Below are 23,828 nucleotides of genomic sequence, written 5' to 3'. Positions count from 1 at the left end.
GACCCAAAAAGAAAACTACTCGCTAAGCCCCGATTCATGCTCAATAAAAAGCGATGGCTGAAGCTAAAGTCTATACTGCTAGAAATAGGAATATATGACAAAGCCAATTTAAGAAAGATAGTAGAAGGTATTTTGTATTGAATGCGAACAGGTATACCATGGCGAGATTTACCAAGATATTTTGGACGACATAACACTGTATATAAGGCCTTTAATCGGTGGTCAAAATCGAACAAGCTGATAAAGCTGTTTAACCGAATTATTGAAGAACCAGATATGGAATGGGTGTTTATTGATGGAAGTTATGTCAAAGCACATCAACATAGCAGTGGTGCAGACCCCAAATCACAAGGTATTGCAAAAAGTGCAGGTGGTAATACCACAAAAATATACTTAGGCGTTTTAGCCGTTGATGCTCATGGTAATCTAATTTCTTTTATTATTACAGAGGGTACAACACATGATGTTAAAGTAGTTCCTGATTTAATAGAACAGGTAGACTTAACAGATGTTGTCATGCTTTGTGCTGATAAAGGTTATGATAGTGAGGCATTTAGGCAACAAATACAGGCAACCGATACTTATACCAATATCCCAAGAAGAAAAAATAGTAAGTCATCAGATGAGCATATGGATTGGCATTAATACAAAATCCGTCATTTAATGGCAAAAAAAGACTAGGCATTAAGCCTAGTCTTCGATGTAATAGTTAGTTGCAATTATCACTAGTGAACTTCTGGCAGATAATCAATATTTGCTAAATTAGATTCTACAGAATGAGGTATACACTCTAGTTTTGCTACATATTCATCATTTACTATTACATCAATACCAGTTTGAAAAGCTTTGGTATCAGTGAAGCTATCAAAGTAATGGAATAAACTGTATGTAGTATTGCCATTGGGTATACTCAATACGCTACCACGAAAACGTCCAGTATACCACTGATTAGATATACTGGTCTTTCTATAAGGTTGTGTCAAACTTATTTCAGGTTTGTTTAAGTTTTTACCAAATCGATAATTAATATAGCCGTTGCCTCTATCACATACTTGCACTTTTTTATGATTACTTTTCACAGTACAGCTAAATAGATTATCACATATTGCATAAGAGGAAGTTGCCAGCGAGAGGGATAATATGGTTAGTGTTGTTTTAGTCAAAACTTTCATAATTTTTCCTTAGCAAGAATAGGTATTCAGCCTAGTCTTTTAATATATAAAATTTAGCATACTAATGATTAGTTTTGTAAATCATTTTCTTTTTCAATATATAAATATAATAATACTGTCATACTTTGAAAAAAATATATCCAAATTCTCAATTTGGATATCCATTATAGAAAATAGGTCTAGTGTTAGCAGAATCTATAAAGTTAATATTTCTTACAAATTATTATTTAAAGTCAATATGTTGTTAATTTTATTTTGTAAGTATGTTAAATATATGAATAAAATATTTTGTTACTGACATTCTTGAAATATAATATTCTTTTGTGATAAATTATTTCTATTGAATAAGTCTGTAATTTGACATTTATTTTTATTGCAAGATAGTGAATAGGTGACATGTCCACCATAGCCAAACTTTACTTTAACTTTATTATTGGGTAAGTTAGTAAATGTCAGTTTAGCATTATAATCTGGGTCTTGCGAATCCCATATATATATAGCATCACATATATATCCCTCATTAAAATATTTTTTTTCAAAATCTTTTTCCATAGCTATTGCTTTTTTAAAGTCATTGCTTGCAAGTTTATATAGAATTTCTCGACAATCCTTACTTTCATAGTAAGGATTGTCAATATTTCTTCTATTCTCTTTCTCGTAACCAATGCATTGATTATACAAACTCTTAACTGTATTAATTTGTAGTGAGGCATTATTACTCGCTAAAACACTAGAGCTACATAAACACGATACCAGTACCTGTAGTGTCATAATAAAACTGGACAGCAACTAAGAGGTTATACTAACTTAAAAAAGGAACTTAGTATGACCAAACAGCGTAGCAAATTCACCCGAGAATGAAGTTGAGAGTGGCGTACCAGTTAGGTGGGTCGAGTTAGGTAAGTCACACTAAAGCTTAAGACAACCAGCAAGCTGCCTGCCAACATAAACGGCAGAAGGATATTGATGCCATACAAAAGTGTGGATATAACAGGGGTGAGCACCATTGCCAGCCCTTGCGCTGCTGACACCGCTCCTGCTACGCTACCTTGCTCATCTTGATTAACAACATTTGCTGCAAATGCCTGCATGGCGGGCAAGCTCACCCCTAAGCCGACTGCTGCAATGGCGTATGTCAACATCAGTATAAATTGATTGGTGGCAAATGGTACCCAAAATGTACCAACTGAAGCGAACAAAACGCCCCAGCGAATCCAAGTTTGATTACTGACCCCACTGACTTTACTCATTACCCCTTGAGTCACAATGAGAGTAATACCCACAGTACCCATCACCATATCTGCCGTTTTTGCTGCCGTATTGCTGTCCATACCAAGCCTATCCATGACCAAAAACCCCACCAACATCTGTGCAGTAATGATGGTATTGAGACACACAAAGCTGGTGATGACTGGCAAACGTACCCGTGCATCAAATAGCTTGATGCGAATGTTATTGGTAGAGGATACAAAGTGCGTGGATTTGGGAAGAGATACCCACAGTAAAACAAAAGCAATAAAGGGTAGGGCAGCGGCAATATATAAGGACAGAGCCAGATTATTTTTGGCAACCAGCCCTGACAATGTTGGACCGATGACCATACCAATGGCGTTAGAGGCACCCAATACTGCCATGGCAGCCGTTCGCTGTGAGCTGGTGGTGGCATCTGCCATTCTGGCGGCACTGACGGGCGGAATGGCGGCATAAAACCCACCCATGATGGCACGCAATACAATAAATATGGTCAGCATATAGCTAGCAGCTAGCGGTGTTGCCAGTACATATCCCAAAAATCTACCTAACACAAAATAAGCTAAGGCAAATCCCAGCATACTAATGAGTAAAATATGTTTGCGTCCCACTTTATCACTGTAGCGTCCCCAAAGTGGTGAGCAAATCATCCAGACAATACCAGCAATACCAACAATAATGCCACTGTGCCACTCGGCTAAATGTAGCTCACGAATGATGGGACCAATGACAGGAATAAACGCAAACAAACTGGCAGTACATAAGGCATTTGCGATGAGCAGTGACCAAAGTGATTTCATGGAGATACTCTCAGGGTAATCAGGGATTTTATTTTATAAAGCGACTTAGATGATAATTATTATTATTTGTCTGAAACAAAGGTATTCTACTTTTATTTCAGTAGCTTTTGGGGTGTCATTATGAGAGAAACGGGAAATAAATACTGAAAAATGGGAAATTTTTATCTTATTTTTGCTAAAAGTTGAAAGGACGGCACAGAGCGTTGCAAAATTTTAGCCGTAAAAGTGGGATTTTGCCGTATGATAAGAGGCTAAGTATAGTCATATCAATATAAGAAGCTATATTATAAGAACCTGTATTCACAACCCATAGTGGTGGCTTTTTGCCTAAAATAGACGTACTACGGCGTTAAATTTTGGATTAAATAGAGTGACTATTCGCCCCCAAATTTGCCTTGTATTACGCAATTTTAGTTTAAAAATCCCCTGATTTTGGATTATGAATACAGGTTCTAAAACTGTTACGTTGTTTATCTCACTTGTAGTACTACTTGTACACCTTCGCTTGGCTTGCTAGTATCAGTAAGCTTAAATTGACTATATAGGCGTCTTTATTAGGTACGATAGCATGAATAGAAAACTTAAAGATAAACAAGAATGGAAATATGACTCAAAAGCAAGGACAGTTTATGAGCGATTTAATACTATCTAGTGATAAAAAGCACAATTTACACCATACTTTTTTTACCCCAAAAACTGATGCCAAAGCCACGTTATTAATTGCTCATGGTATGACAGAACATAGTCGACGTTATACAACGTTTGCGCAGTTTTTGGCAGATAATGGCATTGCTGTTGCTACTTACGATCATCTAGGACATGGTAAAACCGCAAAAAATGCAGATGAACTGGGGTATTTTGCGCCAAAGTATCCAATGCAAGCGTTACTCAAAGATACCGTTATCATGGCAGATGCCCTGAAAGCTCGTCATCCTGACGTGCCACATTTTATTATGGGACATTCGATGGGCTCATTTATTGTGCGTAATGTATTACAGCATCATGCCAGTGAGTTTGCAGGCGCAATTTTGATGGGGACAGGAGATTTTGACCCATTAATCAAGATATTTTTGCCTGTTACTCAGGTATTAAATAAGGTTGCACCCAAACAGCGTAATAAGTTATTTGCCAAAACGATGAATAAGCTGTTAAATGCCAAGCTTGGTGAGGCATATCTTGATTCTGACTATGCATGGGTCAGTGAAAATCCTGATAATATTCAGGACTATGAAACAGACCCGTTATGTGGCTTTGACTTTACCAATAATGGCTTTATGGCATTGATGCAACTGATGCATAGAGGGCTAAATAAACAGTGGGCTGCGAGTATTGATAAAGACTTTGCCATGCTGTTTGTCAGTGGTGCAGATGACCCGATTGGTAATATGGGCGAGGGAATTCACCAGTTGGTAGCTCGATTAGAGCAGCAGGGTTATACGGGTGTGGACTATTATTTGTATCCTGATATGCGTCATGAGCCGCTGAATGAAACAGATAATCAGCGTGTATATCGAGATTTGTTAAATTGGTTGTTACAGCACCTACCTAAGTAGGGCGTAGCATCATGTTAAAAAAAGACAGATTTGCCAAACTGGATAAAATTAGCGACAATGAGTCGCTTTTTCTAATAATCATTTTAGTTTAATAGGAATTTTTATGTCATTACAAGATACCATCGAACAAGCCTTTGAAAATCGTGCTGATTATAGCCCAAGCACTATGCCACAAGAGGTACGTGAGGCAGTTGAATCTGTACTTGAGCAGCTAGACAACGGTAGCTTACGTGTTGCCGAAAAAAAGGACGGTGAATGGGTGGTCAATCAATGGGCAAAAAAAGCGGTATTGCTGTCATTTCGCCTACATGACAATGCGCCAATGCCAAGCGGTGAGTTTGTACAGTTTTATGACAAAGTCCCTACCAAATTTGCCGATTGGACAGCCGAGCAGTTTAGTGAAGCTGGCGTGCGTGTTGTGCCACCTGCGGTTGCCCGTAAAGGCTCATTTATCGCTCGTGGTGCGGTGTTAATGCCATCATACGTTAATATCGGTGCGTATGTTGACCAAGGCGCGATGGTGGATACATGGGCAACGGTTGGCTCATGTGCGCAAATAGGCAAAAACGTGCATTTATCAGGGGGTGTTGGTATCGGTGGTGTATTAGAGCCATTGCAAGCCAATCCGACCATTATTGAGGATAACTGCTTTATCGGCGCACGCTCAGAAATCGTTGAAGGGGTGATTGTTGAGGAAGGTTCAGTGATTTCGATGGGTGTGTTTATTGGTCAGTCCACCAAGATTTATGACCGTGAAACGGGCGAGATTCATTATGGGCGTGTACCAGCAGGATCGGTCGTTGTTCCCGGTAGCCTGCCTGCCAAAGATGGTACGCACAGTTTATATTGTGCGGTGATTGTTAAAAAAGTCGATGCACAAACTCGGGCAAAAACAGCGGTAAATGAGTTGTTACGTTTGGATTAACGTGATTGTTTTTATATCATAAGCGATTAACAATAAAGTTAAGCAATCGCTAAAAACAATAAAACAAGTCCATTTTGGGCTTGTTTTTTTTATGGATAATGAACAGGAAATCATAAAATTAAAACTAAGGAAAGAATATGCACAATGAATTTTGGTTTAAAGAAAAATTTCAACTAAAAGATTTTGCCCAGTTAGAAAAGCGGTGTCAGCAAGCCAATATTAAAATATCCGAACACCCTGAGATAAATTTGGTTAATTTGTCTTATTCAGCAAATGCCAGCTCCAATGATTTTTTTACCAACTGTTGTCGTGGCTTGGTATTAGACAAACAAACATTGGCGGTGGTGGCACGTCCATTTAGCCGTTTTTTTAATTATTATGAGCAAAACTATCAGCTATTGTTAGACTCAGCGATGGATAGTCCGCAGTTTGATTGTCAAACTCTTGAAAAAATCGATGGCTCATTAATGAAGTTGTTTTGTTATCAAGGTGTTTGGTATGTTGGCACACGCAGTACTGCCATTGCTGATACCAATGTGCCAAATGCCAAGCTTAATTTTTACGATTTATTTGTTTGGGCGTTGCAAGGCAAAATATTAAGCGAACAAGAGGTACAAAACTTTACTATCAAAAGAAAAGAGCTGTCGCAAAATCAGTTGGCAAGCAATCAGCAGTTTTTACAAGAATTTGCCCAATCTGAGAATTTAGACCCCAATGTCACCTATGTGTTTGAGCTGTGTTCGCCACTGAATAAAGGGGTATTAACTTATCCGTTAAGCGTGTATTTTTTGGCAAGTTTGTACAATCAGCAAGATGAGATGAATGAGATACATTATTTGCCAGACAGCCTTGATGATAATCAAGGCGAGGCACAACAACTGTTAGATGCGCTGCAACGGCAACAAACCACCATCGCCCATAGCAGTCAAGACAAGCCATTTAGCACACCTACGATACGGTATCCCCAAAGCTATCAGTTTAATACGGTGCATGACATGATTGAGTCTGCCAAAGCCCTGCAAGAAAATGGCGAGGGTTATGTGGTATACATCAATGGCTTACCAAAGGTAAAAATCAAGTCGCCTGCGTTTGTCGCACGTCATCATCAAGGTGATGACAATGAATTGTCACCCAATCGCATGTTTGAGATTATTTTTGCCTTTGAGGAAGACGAGTGGCTAGCAACATTCCCTGATGATGCTTCACAAATATTGCCTTATGTTAGTGTAAGAGATACTGCCATTGCTCAAGCACAGCAGTTATTTTATCAAGTGGTTGCGCAGTTTTTAGACATCACGCAAGAAAATATCGAGGTGGGAAAAGATTATAAAGCCATGATAACGGCTCAAGTGCAAGCTCAAGGCAAACCTGAGTTGGTGTCTGCGATGATGAAGTTTGTTTTTTCACAGGCACAGACCAAAGGCATTGCACAATTAGCCCTGAGCTTGCTATCAGGACATGGGATTGAGGAAAATTTTGCCAGAATGACCGCCAATGCCCAAAAACGCTTTATTTTGGATATGATGGCAGTGTTGGATAAATCTAAAAATTAAGTGATGGCTTTTATTACTATCGCCCAAATCGCCCAATTGGCTTAAGCTGTTGCAATTAATTCAATCGATTAAGCCAACTAACTTGTTCAGTTAAGCCAATCCTTTATGCGCTTTTTGTTGCTTTAGCGTTTTCCACGCATCATTGCGCAGATAGACGGGCAGTGCATGGGTAGCATCAACGCCACCCGTTTGCTCAAACTGTACTTTGCCAAGTGTTGCCAAAATCGCAGCGTTTGGCTCGATATCTGCATAGACTTCTGCTTGCGCTGCTTCTACTAACCGAGCACCATTACCCACCAAAGCCAGTGTATCGTCTAGGCAAGAATCATAATCAAGTAGATATTCTTGGCTATTTTCCACTTGGGTCATGATGCCTGCTTGCAGCTGATATTGTGCGCAATAGACTTGTTTCATTCTGGCATCGAGTAGGGCATGACACTGGCTAATACCGTGCTCTTTATGTGCCGTTTGTGCCAGTATTTGTAAACTTGACACACCCACACAGGGAATGTCTTGTGCTACTGATAACGCTTGCACCACCGCCGTATTGATACGAATACCACTAAATGCGCCCGGGCCTCGATTAAAGATAAGGGCCTGTAATGCAGATAAGTTGACATCAGCATTTTTTAACGCTGTGTCTATCATTGGCAAAATTTGCTGTGTTTGCTCACGATTGCCCATCTTAGTATCTAAACTTAACACATCACCTTGCGTATTTATCAATGCCACTGAGCATTGTCCAAAAACGCTATCAATTGCCAAAAACATAATGACCCTCACTGTTTTTTTATAAATAAAATCTAGACAAAATACTAAAAAGTTAGGACTTTAGAGCAGGTATAAGCTACAATATAAATTGTATGTTTTATGTTTTAATATAACAATAATGTTTCTTTCTTGTTGACTATTACCGTTATGTTAATAAATATTATAAAAGTAGTAGTGTTATAAAAATAATATCTTAACGCATAAACAACTTTATTTAGTTACGTTTCTTGTTAGAGCGAGACACGATATTTCTAACCATATTTTTACAATTTTATTATTGGATAATTATCTATGAAGCATCATGTGCTTTTTGATGATGGCAATCACAAATGTATTGCCATCTCCATCCCTTTTGAAGATGAAAGTATTCCTTCCAATCAATTTTTGATTATTGATGGAGAAGAAGCCGCTATTTTAGATCCTGGTGGGGATTTGACTTTTGCTCCGCTTACCTTACGCTTGAGTCACTTTATTACCATGGAGCAAATCCGTTATGTCATTGGCTCGCATCAAGACCCCGATATTTTAGCTTCAATGCCACGATGGTTAGTGCATACAGAAGATGCAAAGCTAATTATGCCCAGTCTTTGGCAGCGGTTTTTGCCACATTATAACTCTGCTTTTACCAGAGGACGACTCAAACAAAGCCTTTCTGATCGTATTATTGGTATTCCTGATACAGGTGGCTATATTCCACTTGGTAGTGCAGGATTAATCGCCATACCTGCCCACTTTTTGCATTCGGTTGGTAATTTGCAGTTTTATGATCCTGTTAGTGGTATCTTATTTTCTGGTGATATGGGGGCATCGTTGGCTAAAGACTCTAGCGTTGCTGTGACTGATTTTGATAACCATATCAGCAATATGATAGGTTTTCATCGTCGTTATATGGTATCTAAAAAAGTAACATCTCTTTGGGCGCAATCTGTACGTCAGTTGGATGTTAGGATGATGTTACCCCAACATGGCATGCGTTTTGATGGTACAGAGATGTTTCACCAATTTTTGGACTGGATTAGTGAGCTAGATTGTGGTATTGACTTATTTACCGCCGAAGATTACGCTTGCCATCACCTTTTGCCATAGTCATGGTATATCATAGTGTATAGTATTGAGACTTAGTATTTAGAACCTGTATTCATAAGCCAAAATTTAACGCCGTAGTACGTCTATTTTAGGCAAAAAGCCACCATTATGGGTTGTGAATACAGGTTCTTAGATACCTAATTGCTAGGTATAGATAATAAAAAAGGTCATCTTTGTATGACCTTTTTTATGTGCCTAATTATTTTTTAGGCGCAATAAGATTTATTTGGTCAATGCACCAGAAATTTGTTTTAAAATTTCATCAATCTCTTGATTGGCTTCATTTTCAGTATCTAGGTCACCGTTGGGTGTTAACTGATTAAATACTTCAGGCAATAGCTCAGAAATGCCTTGTTTTACTTCATTTTCATCTGTTCCTGTTTGCTCTGCTACTTGACGAATTTCGTCCTCACCAAACAAACGATTCACTTCATTAGGATTCAAGTTTTCATTTGTCTGGGTACTCATCCAAGAATTGACTTGATTATCAAACCCCAACTCCTTGATTTTTCCTAATGCACCTGATAGACCACCATTACGTTGAATCCAGCCCAATACCATAGGCATTAAGGCTGCCAATAGCATGCCCTTTCCACCACCAGTACGTGCGCCAAGTACACTGCCTAAAACTGAACCCAAACCACCTGCACCACCCATATTCATATTGTTGCTACTAGCCCCACCCAAAACACTGCCGAGCATACCACCGAGTCCACCTTGATTGCTTTGTGCTTGCGGGGCATTGCCACCACTTAAGCCACCCAAAACACTACCTAACATACCACCCATACCACTTGAGCTGGCTTGGGATTGGTTGTTTTGCTGATGTTGTTGGTTATCAGGGCTTAGGGCACTGCTAGCAACTTGGGTAATTAAGTTTCCTAAAAGACTCATATTTGTTCCTTATTATAAAATGTATTGCATTGTTTGGATAAAGTTTATAGAAGTATGGCGGTTTGCACAAACAAGCTCATGATTCATTATTTGTGCGAATCACGCATGGTCTTTAATTACTATAACAAATCTGCTTTAAATTTGAAGGTGCAAATTGTTAAACGGGATATTTATGGTATTAATCAAGATAAAAAGCTTTGCTATAGTCAATCTAATATAATTTCACCACAAGGCAACCGAGTGCAGATAGTACATCTAGCAAGGTTAACACCGTGGTGGATTTATATTAGATTGACTATAATACCAGTAACTTATATATCTAATAATTTATAGCAACTTAGCTAGCAACATGTCCACTACCATTTTGCCAATGCTTTGAGTCGTCGCCATGAATGAGCATCTAACTGATCTTGCCACAACATAATTAGCAACGTCTCGGGCATGGGGTGTGAAATGGTAAAATTCAGTTGGATACATTTACCAAAGTCTCGACATTGTACAAGCTTGGCTTCCCAAAGCTCGTGATGCTCAGGTTTATCAAATAGTAGCTGCCATAGCTTATGGCTCTGGTTTTGTTGGTTATGCTCTTGATGATAAAGCTGAGGGGAGGTGAGGTGAATCAATGGCGAATGACGCACATACATCCACAGTAATACCATAAAGCTAAGTATAACCAGTAATATGAAGATCCACCACCGCACATGGATAAATAGGGAAATTAGTCCAAGGGTTAGCAGATAAGCCGCCATTACCACTATCTGCCAATGACTTACCCTGCGTACAGGTGCATCTATACGACTCGCATCACTACCATCATTGTTTAGTATGTGTGTATCCACTGTCGTTCTAATGAGCAGAGTCAGGTGAATGTTGATACGCTTTTAACTTTGCAATTAACTCAGCTACTTGGGCATCATCAGGTGTGTCTTGGTTCATAAAAAAGTTTAACAAATCAGGATCTTCATAAGACAGCAGTTTTGCAAACGTGGCTTGCTCGGTGGCATCGGCGGTCAAATAATGATTTTTGACATACGGATCGATATAAAAATCAAGTTCTTTTAACCCACGGCGGGCTTGATAAATGATACGGCGTTGTTCATCAGTAGGTTGAAAATCAGACATCTCATTCTCCTAATAATCTTAGTTTTTAAATATATAAATCATAGAGTAGTTTTTTAATAGTGAAACAACAGGGGATTTTAAATCCCTCGTTTAATTCGAAAGCAATTGGGAAACTATTTTCCCAATTGTACTACTATCCTATTTGCTGCCATAACGCTAACGCTTGCTTGGTCATTGCCACATTGTGAGTGCGAATGATGCTGGCTCCTTGTTGTACCGCCAATAGTGCTGCTGCCATACCTACTGCATCACGCTCATTGGCGGTATTATTGGCAAATGCTGGCAAACCTGTTTTACTTAGTACTTCACCCAAAAATCGTTTACGTGATACCCCAAACAAAATTGGTAGGTTTAGTGTATGTAAGTGGTATAGTTGTGATAACAGTTGGCGATGATGCTCATAACCCTTGGCAAAGCCAAACCCGGGATCAATAATAATATGCTTACGATGTACTCCAGCATTTAGTGCCATCTTTACGGTGGTAGACAACTCATCCATGACTTCACTGACCACATCCTCATAGACCGCCAAGCCATCCATCGTCGTTGGCTCACCGCGTATGTGCATCAAAATTACTGGTATATCAAGCTTAACCGCCATTGCAAGCGCACCCTCTCGGCGCAGTGCACGCACATCATTCCAAATATCTGCACCTGCCTCTACACAAGCTTGCATTACCTCAGGCGTGCTGGTATCAATCGAAATCCATACATTCGGGTCACATTGCGCTCGCAATGCTTGTACCACAGGCACGACCCGCTGCATCTCTTGCTCAATGCTGACAGGAGTGGCATTAGGACGAGTGGATTCACCGCCCACATCAATAATACTTGCGCCAGCGTCTATCATTGCCTGCGCATGTGTGACTGCTTTATCTACTGCATTAAATTGCCCACCATCTGAAAACGAGTCAGGGGTGACATTTAATATCCCCATGATCTGTGGGCAGCTTAAATCCAGTTTTTTTAAGTCATCATTTCTTTTAGCAGTTTTAGAGCTCAAACATACTTTAGGTAACGCATGTAACTTCATCATATCTCACATCTTATCAATAACAACATACCTCTATGATAGCATCAAAACGCCAGTGCTAAAGTTTAAATCAGGTGAGTAAAGTGAAGCGTAGCCACATATATTTTAATAATCCATCTTAAGCTGTTGGAGTGTTATCTTATTTTTATTAAATTTAATTTTGTCCCACTTAGCAGAGAAAATAATGAAAAATATAAATTGCAAATATATGCTGGTGACTAAAAAGTAGGCCAGTGCAGTCATACTGCGCTTCCACCACGCCAAACTAAATAGTGCTAAATCTGATGTGGGAAGATTTGACATGATATAAAACATTGCCATATCAATACATAGAGAAAATATAGCTATAATTGCCAGATAAAAAATTAATAATGCCATAAAGAATATTATGTTCAAAATTATTTTAAATATTTTAATGATGTAAAATAGAATATTTTTATTTGCTATAGAAGGTTTTAGTTTTTTCCATTGAAAGTAAGAAAGACAGTTTAAACATACAATATATTTTGATTTATTCATGTTGACATAAGTTTTAGTCGCAAAGTTAAAACCACTTTTGGGAAATTGTTTGGGTCGAGGTATGTGATGGGTTTCAAAAAACTTAGAATCTAAAATTAGTACAGTGTTTAAGTTAATCAATTGTTGTGAGTGACATTGTAGACAACAGTTGATGTCATCATAACTGGAGAAGATATCTCGATTGGTGGGCTGATTGACAATTAAATAACCATTTGGAGCAACATAAGTAAATGGATATTTTGTAACTGTTACTAAATTATCGACGCCTGCATAAATAGGCTTATTATAATGTGTAAAAATAAGTAAAAAATCTCTATATCCTCTTGCTAAGTAACTTTTTAATAAAATCAAAAAGATATAAGAAAGATATAGACATGTTAATATTAAGTAGAAACCTTCATCTAAGATATGTGATTGAATCCAACGGAATAAAACTAATATGAATAAAAATATGATACAAAGCAGCCAATATTTAGGCTTGGTTAAATATTTCCATTCAAATTGGAAGTTAAACTTCCTTATTTTTATGTCTACTAGCTTCAACTCGTTATTAGGATCATTTAATAAAATACTTTGCTGACAATGAGGACAAAATAAAATACCTTTTTTATTAATCGGAAAAGTAAAGTGCTGACCACAATGAGTATGCGGACAGTCATAGCCGATATTGGCAAACCATCGCTTAAACAAATCGCTATTTTTATTGTCTTTTTTTGGCTTGTGTTGAACATTATCTTGCTTTAGATTGTCCATATCATTTGTTTTATAGTAGGCAGACTATATTATCCATGTAGTATTAGTCATAAATTAATAGTTAGATAGCTGCTTTAATATACCTTTTTATAAATAAAAAATAAACTAATTTTAAATTATAATGATAATATAGATGCTAAAATAGCATTTTTACTCAAGTTTGGTAGGTTTTAAAATTGAATGGCTAACTCTATTAAGATACAAATAGAACAAACTTATTCTACCTGTCATAATAAGGACTTTAAGAAAATAGCAAAAAAGCTAACCCTTTCTTCATTAAGTGATGAAACATTAGCAGGGAAAATCATAAATTAAATTATTTGGTTGTAATTTGTATGCATCAATCTACTGCTCTTGATATTCTAAAAACTGGTAACAATGTCTTTTTAACAGGCTCAGCAGGCTCAGGTAAAACCTATACCCTAAACCAGTATATACACTATTTGCGAGCTCGGCGTGTGCCTGTGGCAGTAACCGCAAGTACAGGTATTGCAGCAACACACATGAGTGGGGTGACCATTCATAGTTGGTCTGGTATTGGCATTAAAGACGAGCTAAGTGAGCGTGATTTAAGCAATTTAAGTCGTAAACGCTACTTAACTGAACGCATAAAAGATACTGCCGTATTGATTATTGATGAAATCTCGATGCTACATGCCAAACAACTAGATTTGGTGAATACTGTGCTAAAGCATGTACGCCAAAGTGAGGCAGCATTTGGTGGTATACAAGTGGTGGTGGCAGGTGATTTCTTTCAATTGCCACCAGTGGGGGCGCGTACTGAGACAAATCGTGATAAATTTGCGTTTATGTCGGCGGCATGGTTGGAGGCAGATTTCCATATTTGCTATTTGACCGAGCAGCATCGTCAAGATGTTGCTGATGATAGTAGTGGTTCTGAGTATGGATTGACATTAGATAGCATATTAAATCAAATACGTCAGCAAACCATTACTTATGATGCCATCGATGCACTGCAAGCAACACAGATGCAGGATATCAAGCAAAATCGTACTCGCTTATATACGCATAAAATGAATATCAATCAAGTCAATGAGCGTGAGTTAGATGCGCTCCCTGGCACACCTGTTAAATTTTCTGCCACGACTTTTGGCGATGATAAATTGGTTGAGACACTGAAAAAAAATGTGCGCACCTGTGATGAGTTGGTATTAAAAGTGGGTGCAAAAGTGATGTTTATCAAAAATAATAGTGAGCTTGGTGTCTCTAATGGCAGCATGGGTGTGGTGGTGGATTTTAAGCCACTCAAAGCAGATAAACCCGAAGGCATTAAACTGCCTGTGATTCAGCTTAATGATGGTGATAAAGTCATGGCAGAGGCAGAAGAGTGGGTGATTGAGGATGAAAATGGTGAAGTGTTGGCAAGCTACAGCCAGATACCTTTGGCATTGGCATGGGCGATAACCATTCATAAATCGCAAGGCATGACCCTTGAGGCAGCCGAGATCGATTTGTCCAAGACCTTTGAGCTTGGACAGGGCTATGTGGCGTTGTCACGGTTAAAATCACTCTCAGGCTTACAGTTACTTGGTATGAATGAAATGAGTCTAAAGCTTGACCCATTGGCAAGAGGTGCAGATCGCCGTTTCCATGAGCTGTCTGAGGAGATGGTCGCCAGTCATGCCAAACTTGATGAAGACAGTCTAGATAAAGCACACAATAACTTTATTTTAAAATCTGGTGGTACACTGAGCCAAGCTGTGATCGAATCTTATGAAAAGATACGCAAAAAACGTCAAGAGCGTCTTAAGCAGCAAAATGAGAAAAAAGAAAAACTTGGTAATCAAGTGACAGATAAATCAAGCAGCACCTTACTAGAGACTCGGTTATTATTAGAAGAAAGTCTCAGTATTGCAGAGATCGCACAAGCTCGGGAGCTATCACAAGCCACCATTATGCGCCATTTAAGTGAGCTTAAAAAACAAGATCCAAGTCTCGCTTGTGAGCATCTACGCCCAAGTGATGAAGTGATGACACAGGTAGGTACTGCCTATATTGCCATTAAAGCTGCCAATGATCCCAATGATTTTGATGATAAAGGTAATGTCAAACTCAAACCCATCTTTGATTATTTGCGTGAACGTATTGATTATAATAGCATTCGTTTAGCATTAATTTTTATTGGCCCTTAGAAGCTGTATTCACAACCCATAATGGTGGCTTTTTGCCTAAAATAGACGTACTACGGCGTTAAATTTTGAGTTAAATAGAGTGACTATTCACCCCCAAATTTGCCTTGTATTACGCAATTTTAGTTTAAAACTCCCCTGATTTTGGATTATGAATACAGGTTCTTAGATTTTAAAAGCATTTTGTAGAGAGTCCCCCTTGTCTGATAATCAAATTGATCCAGTATCATCAAATAGCGAGCATTCATCAGCCAGCCAGATGGTGCGAGCAGATAATTTATCCATAGCCAATACGCATAGTACTAGCATAAATGCCAAACCCACACTTAAAGTTGCCATTAACGGCTTTGGTCGTATTGGTCGTAATGTAGTGCGGGCATTAATTGAGCGTTTTGAAATATTAGACAAATCGCTACAAATTGTTGCCATTAATGATGTGGCAGACAGCGAGACTTTGTTGCATCTACTCAAGTTTGATAGTGCGCATGGACGTTTAAGCAAACTTGGGGTGCAAGCACAGATAGTACAGATGAAAAAAGAGGTATCGCAGCAAAATACTGCTGTGCAGCCTAATGAAGTGCTGCGCCTTAGTAAGGTGGATAAGTATTATGATATCCAGATGCTACATATTAGGCAGCCAGAGCAATTGCCGTGGCAGCTATTGGATATTGATGTGGTATTAGAATGTACAGGGCATTTTCGTAGTTACCAAGATGCCAAGCGTCATCTTAAAGCAGGGGCAAAGCAGGTAATTATTGGTGCAGCTCCCTTTGATCATGTCGATGCTTGTATCGTGATGGGGGTTAATGATGAGCTACTGACGCGTAGACTACCTATCATCTCTAGCGTATCTTGCACTACCCAAGCCTTAGTACCCTTGATTGATGTCTTAGATAAAGCCTTTGGTATAGACTCGGTGATGATGACAGAGATTCATGCAGTTACTGCCGATCAGACCGTACTTGATCAGGCGCATCGAGATTTACGCCGTGCTCGAGCCTCAGGGCATAATATTATCCCAACTACCTCAAGTAGCATTGCGGCTACTGAGCGGGTATTACCGCAGATGCAAGGACGAATTAATGGTCATTCTATTCGTGTGCCTACCATTGATGTGGCAGCGATTGATGTGACTTTTGTGTTCCAAAAACAGGTAACTTTGGCACAGCTTGAGCAGACTCTAAAACAGTCTTGTGAAGATAAAAAAGGCAGACTGGCAGGTATTATGGATTATACCGATGAGCCATTGGTCTCCAGTGATTTTATTCATCAGCCGCAGTCGCTGATCATTGATGGGCAGCAGCTGATGCAAGTGGGCAATCAGTTTAAGGTTTTTGCTTGGTATGATAATGAGTGGGGTTATGCCAATCGCTTATTGGATATGTGTTTGTTTTTAAGTGAGATTAATGCTCAGGATTAGTTTGATGTGCTCTTATACCACTAAGCTATATTCTGCTTTAATTTATCCAGTATTCAACTTATAGACACTATGCCAGATACTATGCCAGATACTATGCGACATTCAATGTCGCATAGTATGTTGTTACCTCTAGACAGCAAAAAATTGAATTGCTAATATAGCCGTACATCGTGGGTTTATCGCTACTTCCAGCACGATGCAAAACAACCACTGGTAAAACGCACAACACCTTATCACTTAATACCTTGAGTATGGTGTCTGTGCTTGATTTTCTAGATATAAACATAAGCACAGTCAAAGTATAAGGAGTATCCCCCATGACTTTTTCTAGTCATTCTAGTCAACATAGCACTCATTTCCTTGAAGATAATGGCAACTCATTACAAACACTTATCTTAAAACAGATTGAGCAACAACACCTTAGCCATACACAAATTCTTATTGCTATGGGTTATCAGCTCCATCAATCCAGTCAATCCAACCTGCAACCATACAAAACTTTAAAACATAACAAAGCTTTAAGGCGTTTAGCCCAAGTATTATCTTCACCATATTTAGGTCTAACTAAGCCCAGTTACGATTTTAAATATTCAACGACTGAATTTATTCAAGTCTTATGTCAGGTATTAGGGATTGCTCAGGCTGAGTATCAGCCATTACTACAGCCATTAAAACAGTATGCAGACAAGGTGCTACATGCAGTTAAACCTGTGGTCTATGCTGATATTCACTTTAATGATAATTTTACCCCTTCGTTTTTTAATACAATGGCAGTGTCAAAATACACTCATGTACCACTTGCTGATGGCATACGCTTATTAGATAGGGAGCAGCAGTTACAAGTTATTTATCAGCAAATCAAACAACACCATGCCAAGTTGCAAGACAGCATTCCCTTTGATGGGGTTATCAAGGGCTATCGGGTGCTCTTGACAGATGAAAATGGCGTTGAGCGTGGAGCGACGCACACACTTTATATTGCTGCTGATTTTTAATCAGTTTTAGTCTCTTATATAGTCTGCCTAATATAAATCCACCACGGTGTTAACCTCACTCAATGTGCTACTTGTACTATCTGCACTCGGTTGCCTTGTGGTGAAATTATATTAGATTGTCTATATTTGGCAAACAACAGCCATACCACAAAATCATTAACCGATTCACCTAAAAAGGATAACTTATGGACGATAACATTCGTTGCATATTAGACAGTTATGCCAATCAATATCACTGCTTACGTGCATTACCAGTGAATACGTTTATGCATTGGTTTTATGATGCAAAAAGCCAAAACCAAAACAAGGACGTTAATGTTGCTAGCGTTGCCAGTGTCATTAGTGACTATATGCAAAAAAATTATGCAACTGCTTGTGATAAGCCTTTATTACAGTTGCTTTTACAGCCACAGGTTGCTCAGCAGTTACATCAAATTGTGCGATTGTGGTTGCCAGCGTCACATAACCAGATGTTTAGTGAGATACAAGCGCTGATTGGTGTGGATATCTCAGCTTGTAGTCATGATGCATTTATTAAACGATTGAATTATGTGCTTGATTTAGATCCAGCTTATGCGTATGTGCAAGATAAGCTTTATCAAGCACATGGGATAGATAGCGAAACATCAGGAGAGATTTGTCAAAATGTGGACAGCTATCTGCAAGATACACAAAAATATCTGAAGTTAAGAAACATTCTAGATGGGTATGGGTTACAACCACTTTCCTGCTATCGTTTTATGCAGTGGTGGCAACTTGATAATGAAGTTTCAAGTGAGCAGTACATACAGCTAATGAGTCGTGGTGCGTTTTTGCAACCTCAAGATTTTAGTGGGTATCGTACTCTAGAGACTTATATTCGTGATTATTATGAGGTTGATGACGATGATATGGATGAAGATGTTGTGAATGAGTTGGATTTCTCAAGTTATGAGTCTGCTTTAATCACCCTTATCAAAAAACACTATCTTATCAATCATCGATTGCTATTTAATCAGATAAGTCATGTCATTGGATATGAAGTTCCTTGCACAAAATATGCGGATTTTTTGGATAGCATTGAGTTTTTTAGCAATTTAAGCCCTGTGCATGATCTTGTGCAGCATCAGCTTTATTTCCCACCCTATAACCTACCTGCCAGACTATCTAAGCAGTTGATACAAGATGTAATGGACAGTGGTATGTATTAAATAGTTTTAATTTTTAATATCTAAATGATCTAAATGTCATTACATAAAAATGGCTCAACAAAATCAGTTAACAACCATAAATAAGGTGAAATTATGCAAAAGCGTATGAATGATATGCAGTGGAGCGGTAAGTCAAACCTACCACAAATCACTTCTGTAAAACAGCCAAAATACTATTTGACCGTGATAAATACCGAGGAGCAATATGAAGAAGATATCTATTTTGTTAACAATAGCGATGCAGTATTACCTTTGGTTATTGCTGATTGGTTAACAGATGATGACTATCAAGCCATCAATAAACTAGCTTTTCGCCCAAAAACTAAGCATGAAACTGAGCAAGAAAATATAACATCTTTAGCAGAAGCGATGAATATTAAACCTGAGCTGGTTTATCAACAGGTGCAGCCTTATCAAGGGGTAAAAATTGCCACGCAGCATATAATATATAGCAGTGATGGACTTAATCAGTGCCGCATCAGTGTGTTTGCAAATACAAGTATAAATGTTGATGATAGTGTGGATAGTCATGCTGCCGCTACTAATGCTATTGCTAATGAAGTTTGGAAGTTTAGTGTGGTTGAGAGTGGATTGTTTACTGGGGGTGCGTTACTGTGGAAAGATGACAGTGTGCCAAAATCAATCATTGCCATGCAAGTTGTCGTTTAGCAGTTTTATCTTACAGCTTTCATTATATAAAATCATCACCCATAAAAAAACCAACAATAAAAATTGCTGGTTTTTTGAATATGGCGGAAGCGGAGAGATTCGAACTCTCGGTGGGCTATGAACCCACGCCGGTTTTCAAGACCGGTGCATTCAACCGCTCTGCCACGCTTCCGTAGGTGCAGTATTATATACAAGTTGAAAGATAATGCAAGCATATTTCTCTAATTTTTGCAAAAAATATGGTAAAACAGTCTTTTGGCGCATGTTAGCACCTGGATAGTGAGTAAATTGAGCTTCTTAGCATGATTCACTCTTTTATGGTGATGTGTTGACCATTGGTTAGGGTGATTTCACCTGAGACAATCTTAGCAGTAGCGGTCTGTACGTCAGTAATTTTTTCTAGAATATCTGCATTTTTCATACTGCGATTGATAACAAGCTGCCCACTGCTGCCGTGGGCAATGGCAGGCTCAAACTGAGTTAGCGGGATTGATATGGCTTGTGGTTGGGAAAAGCTTGCAGCATCAAACACCAATGTACCAGTAAATGTGTGTATTGGATTGTCAGTATGATTGGCTAAATACACATCAAAATTGGGTGATTTGATGCGGATATTTATCTGATCTGTATTTTGGTTTAAGGCGGGTGGTATTTGTATGGGTATTAACTCAATCGAGTAGGGTAGCTGCGGTTTTGTGGCTGCTTTGGCTGTTTTGGTATCGATCGGATCATGAGAAGGTGGTTGTTCGTATTGTTGCTGTGCTGCAATTGCTTGACCAATGGTTATGGCTACAGAACTTTGAGCTTGAGTTGATGATGGTTGTACTCTGATAAGATAGCGGTGTAGTAGGGTGCGCTGTTTTGCTGGTAGTTGTGAAGCAATATTTTGTAGTGTTGCTTGGTCATCATTTACTAATTGAGCTGATAATGGGATATCTAAAATACTATTATGGGTACTTTGGACGTCACACCCTGTAAGGCTAAGACTGAAACAAAGTGATAAAAAAAGAATATACTTGTGAATATAAGTATGCAGAAAGTTATGTGGGTGCATAACCATAAGTCCTTATTAGGTAAAATTGGATTTAAGGAGGTCATCACTATTTAAGGAGCAGTGTTTTTAATGATATTAATAACAATTATCATTTACATTAAATGAATATGCTGCTATATTACGCTGTATTTTTTTTAGCTCATCTCTATTCTATATTTAACTTAACTGCCCATCGTAGTAAGTATGTGTAAGTAAAGTAATAATTGATATAGCAAGATAGGGATAAATTCTCATCAGACTTTTGATATATAAGTCGTAATATAAAGGCGCAGCGTATGTCTCCACATCGTATTAACACCACTCACCGCTTGTCTTATCTTACACAAGCTATTGTTGCTGTCTCTTTTGCAGGTGCATCTATGTCATCAATGGCAGAGATAGCAATCGTGCCTCTCGCAGAAGATGAAGCTATTACTTTGCAAGAAGATATATTACCATCGACAACGGTAGCCCCCATTGTAGTCACTGGTCAAAAGATGGGACGAACTGCCGAAGAGACGGTCGGTAGTGTCAAAATCACCACATCTGCTGAAATTGATGAAAATCCTGCTCTTAGGGATTTTACCGATGTACTAGCCAATACTGCTAATGTCTCAATAAATACAGGTTATAACTTTAGCATTCGTGGTATTAGCCGCATTGGTGCGACAGGGGGTAGCGGAGCAGATACCTATAGTGTGATTGTTGATGGGGTTCCGCAAACAGCGGGCGGTATGTACAAAGATAGCCAGTCAACATGGGATGTACAGCAGGTGGAAGTATTACGTGGGGCACAGTCTAGCACCATCGGGCAGAATGCGTTAGCAGGGGCGGTGATTATTAAAAGTAAAGACCCAGAGTTTACCCCCAGTGGTAAAGTGCAGCTTGGTTACGGTACTGACAATACTTACCAGTTAGCAGGGGTAAGTACAGGACCGATTACAGAGGATTTGGCGTATCGACTCAGTGCTGAACGTAAACATACTGATGGCTTTACTACCAACACCACTTATAACGCTGATGATTGGGCTAAACGTACCGATGATAAAATTCGTGGCAAGCTACTTTATAACCTTGATGCTGATAGCAATATGTTACTGACGCTTACCCATAGCAATTTAGAAGAGCATGGTACGGATAATAGCTTATATAAAGAGAAAAATATTAACGATGATAATGAGGCTTCAAAAAATATTAATAAAATTAATGATGTTAGCGTACAGTATAATAAAGACTTTGGTAATAACTGGCAGTTGCAATCAACGACGGGTTATACACACCAAAAATTAGAACGGCACCTTGATTATGATGGGAGTACAGGCAATGCACAATGGAACAATCAGCGAACCCAGCATAATATATCGCAAGAGGCTCTCTTAAACTACGATAATAACAATAATCTAAAAGCGGTAGTAGGATTGTATGCGGCAAAAGGAGGCTATGACAATCATTTACAAGCAAAAGAAGTGCCTTTTAGCCTAAAAGGACAATCGGTTCGGGTGAATTATGATGCTGATAATGGTGATGGCTACAAAAACCTTGCCGTATTTTTTAATGCCGATTATAAGCTTACTCCACAATTAACAGTGCTATCAGGACTACGTTTTGATTATGACCAACGCTCAGAGCACAATAAGCCCAGTAATGCAAAACTGGCAAAAAGTACAGGTGTGCCAGCGATTGACCAAAAAATTAATGGCTTTTTAAACCTCGCTAATGGTGAGGCAGAAGGGGATAATGTCAATAAAGTTTGGCTACCAAAGCTTGGGGTTGATTATGAGTGGAATGATGACTTAAGCACAGGGTTTTTATATCAAAGAGGCTATCGCAGTGGCGGCGCATCTACCAACCCGATTAAGCGTACTGTCAAAAAATATGACCCAGAATTTACCGATAACTATGAGCTGTCTGTACGTCATCGTAGTGCAGATAAAAAGCTGTCATTGACCAGCAATCTATTTTATACCAACTGGAAAGACCAACAAGTATTGGTGAGCGAGAGTATTATCCCTTATGATAGCTATACCACCAATGCAGGCAAATCACGTTTGTATGGTTTGGAAGTCGAAGGTAACTATATATTGAATGCTGACTGGCTATTATCCGGTGGACTGGGCTTTGTCAAAACGAAGTTTGATAAATTTAATGACAATGGCACCGATTATAGTGGTAAAGAGTTTACCGATGCCCGCAAAGTTACTGCCAATCTAGGAGCGACTTATCTTAATGCGGATGGCTGGTATTTTGGTGGCTTTGCCAATTATCAGGGCAAAGCATGGAGTGATTTGGCAAATACCCAAGAGCTAAAACCATATACTTTGGTTAACTTAAAAGCAGGCTATGAGGCGGATACTTGGGGTGCTTATGCCCATGTCAATAATCTTTTTGACACCAATTATATTGTAAATGAGTGGGAGTATAGTGGACGTAAGCAGTATACATTAGGTGAGCCTCGCAGCGTTGGTGTGACCGTTAACTATAAATGGTAATGATGGATTTTATAAGTCTGTTATCTGTATGCTAAAGTCAATTTCAATTTCAAAAACGCCTTCTTTGCTACTAAAGAAGGCGTTTATTGGGTTCAAAAAGTATTTGCCTATTAGGTTCTGGCTGGCAGGGCCTTTGGCTTTTATATTGTCACTGTGTTTGATGGCGGTACTGATTCTTTGTTTGCCGCATCAAGGTAATAATGGGCTGAGTGATAGCCAACTGTATCACATGATATTTCCAACCATCCTATTCCCACTTATTTGGGCAGGATGTTTTTTTTATCCACTGCTTGATAGTAACCTCAAACGTGCCAGTAGCATCATGTTAGGACTGTTATTTTTGAGTAGCGTGATTATTTTTCTTATGCGTTAACCTGTTTTACCCCTGTCTTTATTCTTATAATCGCCGTTTACCTTTATTTGGGTATATTGCTTCTGCTGCTGATTTAT

21 protein-coding genes, 1 tRNA gene and 1 pseudogene are annotated in these 23,828 nt (G+C 38.7%); 12 read left to right on the top strand and 11 right to left on the bottom strand.

The features are described from left to right. Positions 1-36 precede the first annotated feature (36 nt). A pseudogene (locus tag FHK89_RS02165) lies at positions 37-642 on the top strand (IS5 family transposase); the annotation flags it as partial. A gap of 83 nt (positions 643-725) precedes the next feature. Here FHK89_RS02165 and FHK89_RS02160 read toward each other — a convergent pair. The 3 genes from FHK89_RS02160 to FHK89_RS02150 form a co-directional block, all read right to left on the bottom strand. After that, the gene (locus FHK89_RS02160; protein ID WP_230656177.1) at positions 726-1,172 is read right to left on the bottom strand and encodes a hypothetical protein; all 447 of its coding nucleotides are present in this window, start codon (positions 1,170-1,172) and stop codon (positions 726-728) included. A 291-nt stretch (positions 1,173-1,463) separates the two neighbouring features. Then, a complete protein-coding gene (locus FHK89_RS02155) occupies positions 1,464-1,943 on the bottom strand; it encodes a hypothetical protein (RefSeq protein ID WP_230656174.1) in 480 nt (159 codons plus the stop codon). 110 nt (positions 1,944-2,053) lie between these two features. Next, positions 2,054-3,223, bottom strand: coding sequence for an MFS transporter (locus FHK89_RS02150; protein ID WP_230656171.1), 1,170 nt, complete (start codon positions 3,221-3,223; stop codon positions 2,054-2,056). A gap of 629 nt (positions 3,224-3,852) precedes the next feature. Between FHK89_RS02150 and FHK89_RS02145 the strand changes: the two genes are divergently transcribed. The 3 genes from FHK89_RS02145 (at position 3,853) to FHK89_RS02135 (ending at position 7,254) form a co-directional block, all read left to right on the top strand. Then, positions 3,853-4,776 (top strand): alpha/beta fold hydrolase, encoded by a 924-nt coding sequence (locus FHK89_RS02145; protein WP_230656168.1) that lies wholly within the window; start codon positions 3,853-3,855, stop codon positions 4,774-4,776. Between the two features lie 103 nt (positions 4,777-4,879). Beyond that, positions 4,880-5,701, top strand: coding sequence for a 2,3,4,5-tetrahydropyridine-2,6-dicarboxylate N-succinyltransferase (gene dapD / locus FHK89_RS02140; RefSeq protein ID WP_230656166.1), 822 nt, complete (start codon positions 4,880-4,882; stop codon positions 5,699-5,701). Positions 5,702-5,838: 137 nt separating this feature from the next. Continuing rightward, a complete protein-coding gene (locus FHK89_RS02135; RefSeq protein ID WP_230656163.1) occupies positions 5,839-7,254 on the top strand; it encodes a T4 RnlA family RNA ligase in 1,416 nt (471 codons plus the stop codon). Positions 7,255-7,344: 90 nt separating this feature from the next. Here FHK89_RS02135 and tsaB read toward each other — a convergent pair whose 3' ends face one another. After that, positions 7,345-8,025: a tRNA (adenosine(37)-N6)-threonylcarbamoyltransferase complex dimerization subunit type 1 TsaB gene (gene tsaB / locus FHK89_RS02130; protein ID WP_230656160.1), complete on the bottom strand. Its 681-nt coding sequence runs from the start codon at positions 8,023-8,025 to the stop codon at positions 7,345-7,347. A 291-nt stretch (positions 8,026-8,316) separates the two neighbouring features. Here tsaB and FHK89_RS02125 point away from each other — a divergent pair, with 291 nt between their 5' ends. Next, positions 8,317-9,111, top strand: coding sequence for an MBL fold metallo-hydrolase (locus tag FHK89_RS02125; protein WP_230656157.1), 795 nt, complete (start codon positions 8,317-8,319; stop codon positions 9,109-9,111). Between the two features lie 222 nt (positions 9,112-9,333). Here FHK89_RS02125 and FHK89_RS02120 read toward each other — a convergent pair whose 3' ends face one another. The 5 genes from FHK89_RS02120 to FHK89_RS02100 all read right to left on the bottom strand — a co-directional run bounded on the left by FHK89_RS02120 (position 9,334) and on the right by FHK89_RS02100 (position 13,432). Then, positions 9,334-10,005, bottom strand: a complete 672-nt coding sequence (locus FHK89_RS02120) for a YidB family protein (protein WP_230656154.1) — start codon at positions 10,003-10,005, stop codon at positions 9,334-9,336. Between the two features lie 356 nt (positions 10,006-10,361). After that, positions 10,362-10,844 (bottom strand): hypothetical protein, encoded by a 483-nt coding sequence (locus FHK89_RS02115; RefSeq protein WP_230656151.1) that lies wholly within the window; start codon positions 10,842-10,844, stop codon positions 10,362-10,364. A 7-nt stretch (positions 10,845-10,851) separates the two neighbouring features. After that, complete coding sequence (locus FHK89_RS02110; RefSeq protein ID WP_230656148.1) at positions 10,852-11,127, bottom strand: FAD assembly factor SdhE; 276 nt, start codon at positions 11,125-11,127, stop codon at positions 10,852-10,854. A 133-nt stretch (positions 11,128-11,260) separates the two neighbouring features. Then, entirely contained in the window at positions 11,261-12,160 is a 900-nt protein-coding gene (gene folP, locus FHK89_RS02105) for a dihydropteroate synthase (protein WP_442966548.1), read from the bottom strand. 105 nt (positions 12,161-12,265) lie between these two features. Beyond that, on the bottom strand, positions 12,266-13,432 hold the full coding sequence (locus FHK89_RS02100; protein ID WP_230656143.1) for a hypothetical protein: 1,167 nt from the start codon (positions 13,430-13,432) through the stop codon (positions 12,266-12,268). Between the two features lie 335 nt (positions 13,433-13,767). On the opposite strand from FHK89_RS02100, the gene FHK89_RS02095 reads away from it, so the two are divergent. The 5 genes from FHK89_RS02095 (at position 13,768) to FHK89_RS02075 (ending at position 19,856) form a co-directional block, all read left to right on the top strand. Continuing rightward, positions 13,768-15,585 carry an AAA family ATPase gene (locus FHK89_RS02095; protein ID WP_230656140.1) on the top strand — a complete coding sequence of 606 codons (1,818 nt, stop codon included), beginning with the start codon at positions 13,768-13,770 and terminating at the stop codon, positions 15,583-15,585. A 256-nt stretch (positions 15,586-15,841) separates the two neighbouring features. Beyond that, positions 15,842-17,002 (top strand): type I glyceraldehyde-3-phosphate dehydrogenase, encoded by a 1,161-nt coding sequence (locus tag FHK89_RS02090; protein ID WP_230656363.1) that lies wholly within the window; start codon positions 15,842-15,844, stop codon positions 17,000-17,002. Between the two features lie 317 nt (positions 17,003-17,319). Then, the gene (locus FHK89_RS02085) at positions 17,320-17,997 is read left to right on the top strand and encodes a hypothetical protein (protein WP_230656137.1); all 678 of its coding nucleotides are present in this window, start codon (positions 17,320-17,322) and stop codon (positions 17,995-17,997) included. 185 nt (positions 17,998-18,182) lie between these two features. After that, a complete protein-coding gene (locus tag FHK89_RS02080; protein WP_230656134.1) occupies positions 18,183-19,187 on the top strand; it encodes a hypothetical protein in 1,005 nt (334 codons plus the stop codon). 93 nt (positions 19,188-19,280) lie between these two features. Then, positions 19,281-19,856 (top strand): hypothetical protein, encoded by a 576-nt coding sequence (locus FHK89_RS02075; protein ID WP_230656131.1) that lies wholly within the window; start codon positions 19,281-19,283, stop codon positions 19,854-19,856. Positions 19,857-19,937: 81 nt separating this feature from the next. On the opposite strand, the gene FHK89_RS02070 is transcribed toward FHK89_RS02075, so the two are convergent. Both FHK89_RS02070 and FHK89_RS02065 read right to left on the bottom strand, forming a co-directional pair. Beyond that, a tRNA-Ser gene (locus FHK89_RS02070) sits at positions 19,938-20,028 on the bottom strand. Positions 20,029-20,163: 135 nt separating this feature from the next. Then, positions 20,164-20,910, bottom strand: coding sequence for a hypothetical protein (locus FHK89_RS02065; RefSeq protein WP_230656128.1), 747 nt, complete (start codon positions 20,908-20,910; stop codon positions 20,164-20,166). Between the two features lie 275 nt (positions 20,911-21,185). Here FHK89_RS02065 and FHK89_RS02060 point away from each other — a divergent pair, with 275 nt between their 5' ends. Next, a complete protein-coding gene (locus FHK89_RS02060) occupies positions 21,186-23,378 on the top strand; it encodes a TonB-dependent receptor (RefSeq protein ID WP_230656124.1) in 2,193 nt (730 codons plus the stop codon). 103 nt (positions 23,379-23,481) lie between these two features. Further along, positions 23,482-23,751, top strand: coding sequence for a hypothetical protein (locus FHK89_RS02055; protein WP_230656121.1), 270 nt, complete (start codon positions 23,482-23,484; stop codon positions 23,749-23,751). Positions 23,752-23,828 lie beyond the last annotated feature (77 nt).

This window comes from Psychrobacter sp. I-STPA10 (assembly GCF_021012795.1).
GTDB lineage: Bacteria > Pseudomonadota > Gammaproteobacteria > Pseudomonadales > Moraxellaceae > Psychrobacter.
Note: the sequence above shows the minus strand (reverse complement) of the source record. Positions and strands in the feature narration are given on the sequence as shown.

What these genes read in the sequence shown, in the direction of transcription:
- FHK89_RS02155 (WP_230656174.1), bottom strand. Translation starts at nt 1,943, where the DNA reads ATGACACTACAGGTACTGGTATCGTGTTTATGTAGCTCTAGTGTTTTA.
- tsaB (WP_230656160.1), bottom strand. Translation starts at nt 8,025, where the DNA reads ATGTTTTTGGCAATTGATAGCGTTTTTGGACAATGCTCAGTGGCATTG.
- FHK89_RS02085 (WP_230656137.1), top strand. Translation starts at nt 17,320, where the DNA reads ATGACTTTTTCTAGTCATTCTAGTCAACATAGCACTCATTTCCTTGAA.
- FHK89_RS02135 (WP_230656163.1), top strand. Translation starts at nt 5,839, where the DNA reads ATGCACAATGAATTTTGGTTTAAAGAAAAATTTCAACTAAAAGATTTT.
- FHK89_RS02120 (WP_230656154.1), bottom strand. Translation starts at nt 10,005, where the DNA reads ATGAGTCTTTTAGGAAACTTAATTACCCAAGTTGCTAGCAGTGCCCTA.
- FHK89_RS02160 (WP_230656177.1), bottom strand. Translation starts at nt 1,172, where the DNA reads ATGAAAGTTTTGACTAAAACAACACTAACCATATTATCCCTCTCGCTG.
- FHK89_RS02080 (WP_230656134.1), top strand. Translation starts at nt 18,183, where the DNA reads ATGGACGATAACATTCGTTGCATATTAGACAGTTATGCCAATCAATAT.
- FHK89_RS02060 (WP_230656124.1), top strand. Translation starts at nt 21,186, where the DNA reads ATGTCTCCACATCGTATTAACACCACTCACCGCTTGTCTTATCTTACA.
- FHK89_RS02075 (WP_230656131.1), top strand. Translation starts at nt 19,281, where the DNA reads ATGCAAAAGCGTATGAATGATATGCAGTGGAGCGGTAAGTCAAACCTA.
- FHK89_RS02125 (WP_230656157.1), top strand. Translation starts at nt 8,317, where the DNA reads ATGAAGCATCATGTGCTTTTTGATGATGGCAATCACAAATGTATTGCC.
- folP (WP_442966548.1), bottom strand. Translation starts at nt 12,160, where the DNA reads ATGAAGTTACATGCGTTACCTAAAGTATGTTTGAGCTCTAAAACTGCT.
- FHK89_RS02095 (WP_230656140.1), top strand. Translation starts at nt 13,768, where the DNA reads ATGCATCAATCTACTGCTCTTGATATTCTAAAAACTGGTAACAATGTC.
- dapD (WP_230656166.1), top strand. Translation starts at nt 4,880, where the DNA reads ATGTCATTACAAGATACCATCGAACAAGCCTTTGAAAATCGTGCTGAT.
- FHK89_RS02110 (WP_230656148.1), bottom strand. Translation starts at nt 11,127, where the DNA reads ATGTCTGATTTTCAACCTACTGATGAACAACGCCGTATCATTTATCAA.
- FHK89_RS02150 (WP_230656171.1), bottom strand. Translation starts at nt 3,223, where the DNA reads ATGAAATCACTTTGGTCACTGCTCATCGCAAATGCCTTATGTACTGCC.
- FHK89_RS02100 (WP_230656143.1), bottom strand. Translation starts at nt 13,432, where the DNA reads ATGGACAATCTAAAGCAAGATAATGTTCAACACAAGCCAAAAAAAGAC.
- FHK89_RS02090 (WP_230656363.1), top strand. Translation starts at nt 15,842, where the DNA reads ATGGTGCGAGCAGATAATTTATCCATAGCCAATACGCATAGTACTAGC.
- FHK89_RS02145 (WP_230656168.1), top strand. Translation starts at nt 3,853, where the DNA reads ATGAGCGATTTAATACTATCTAGTGATAAAAAGCACAATTTACACCAT.
- FHK89_RS02065 (WP_230656128.1), bottom strand. Translation starts at nt 20,910, where the DNA reads ATGCACCCACATAACTTTCTGCATACTTATATTCACAAGTATATTCTT.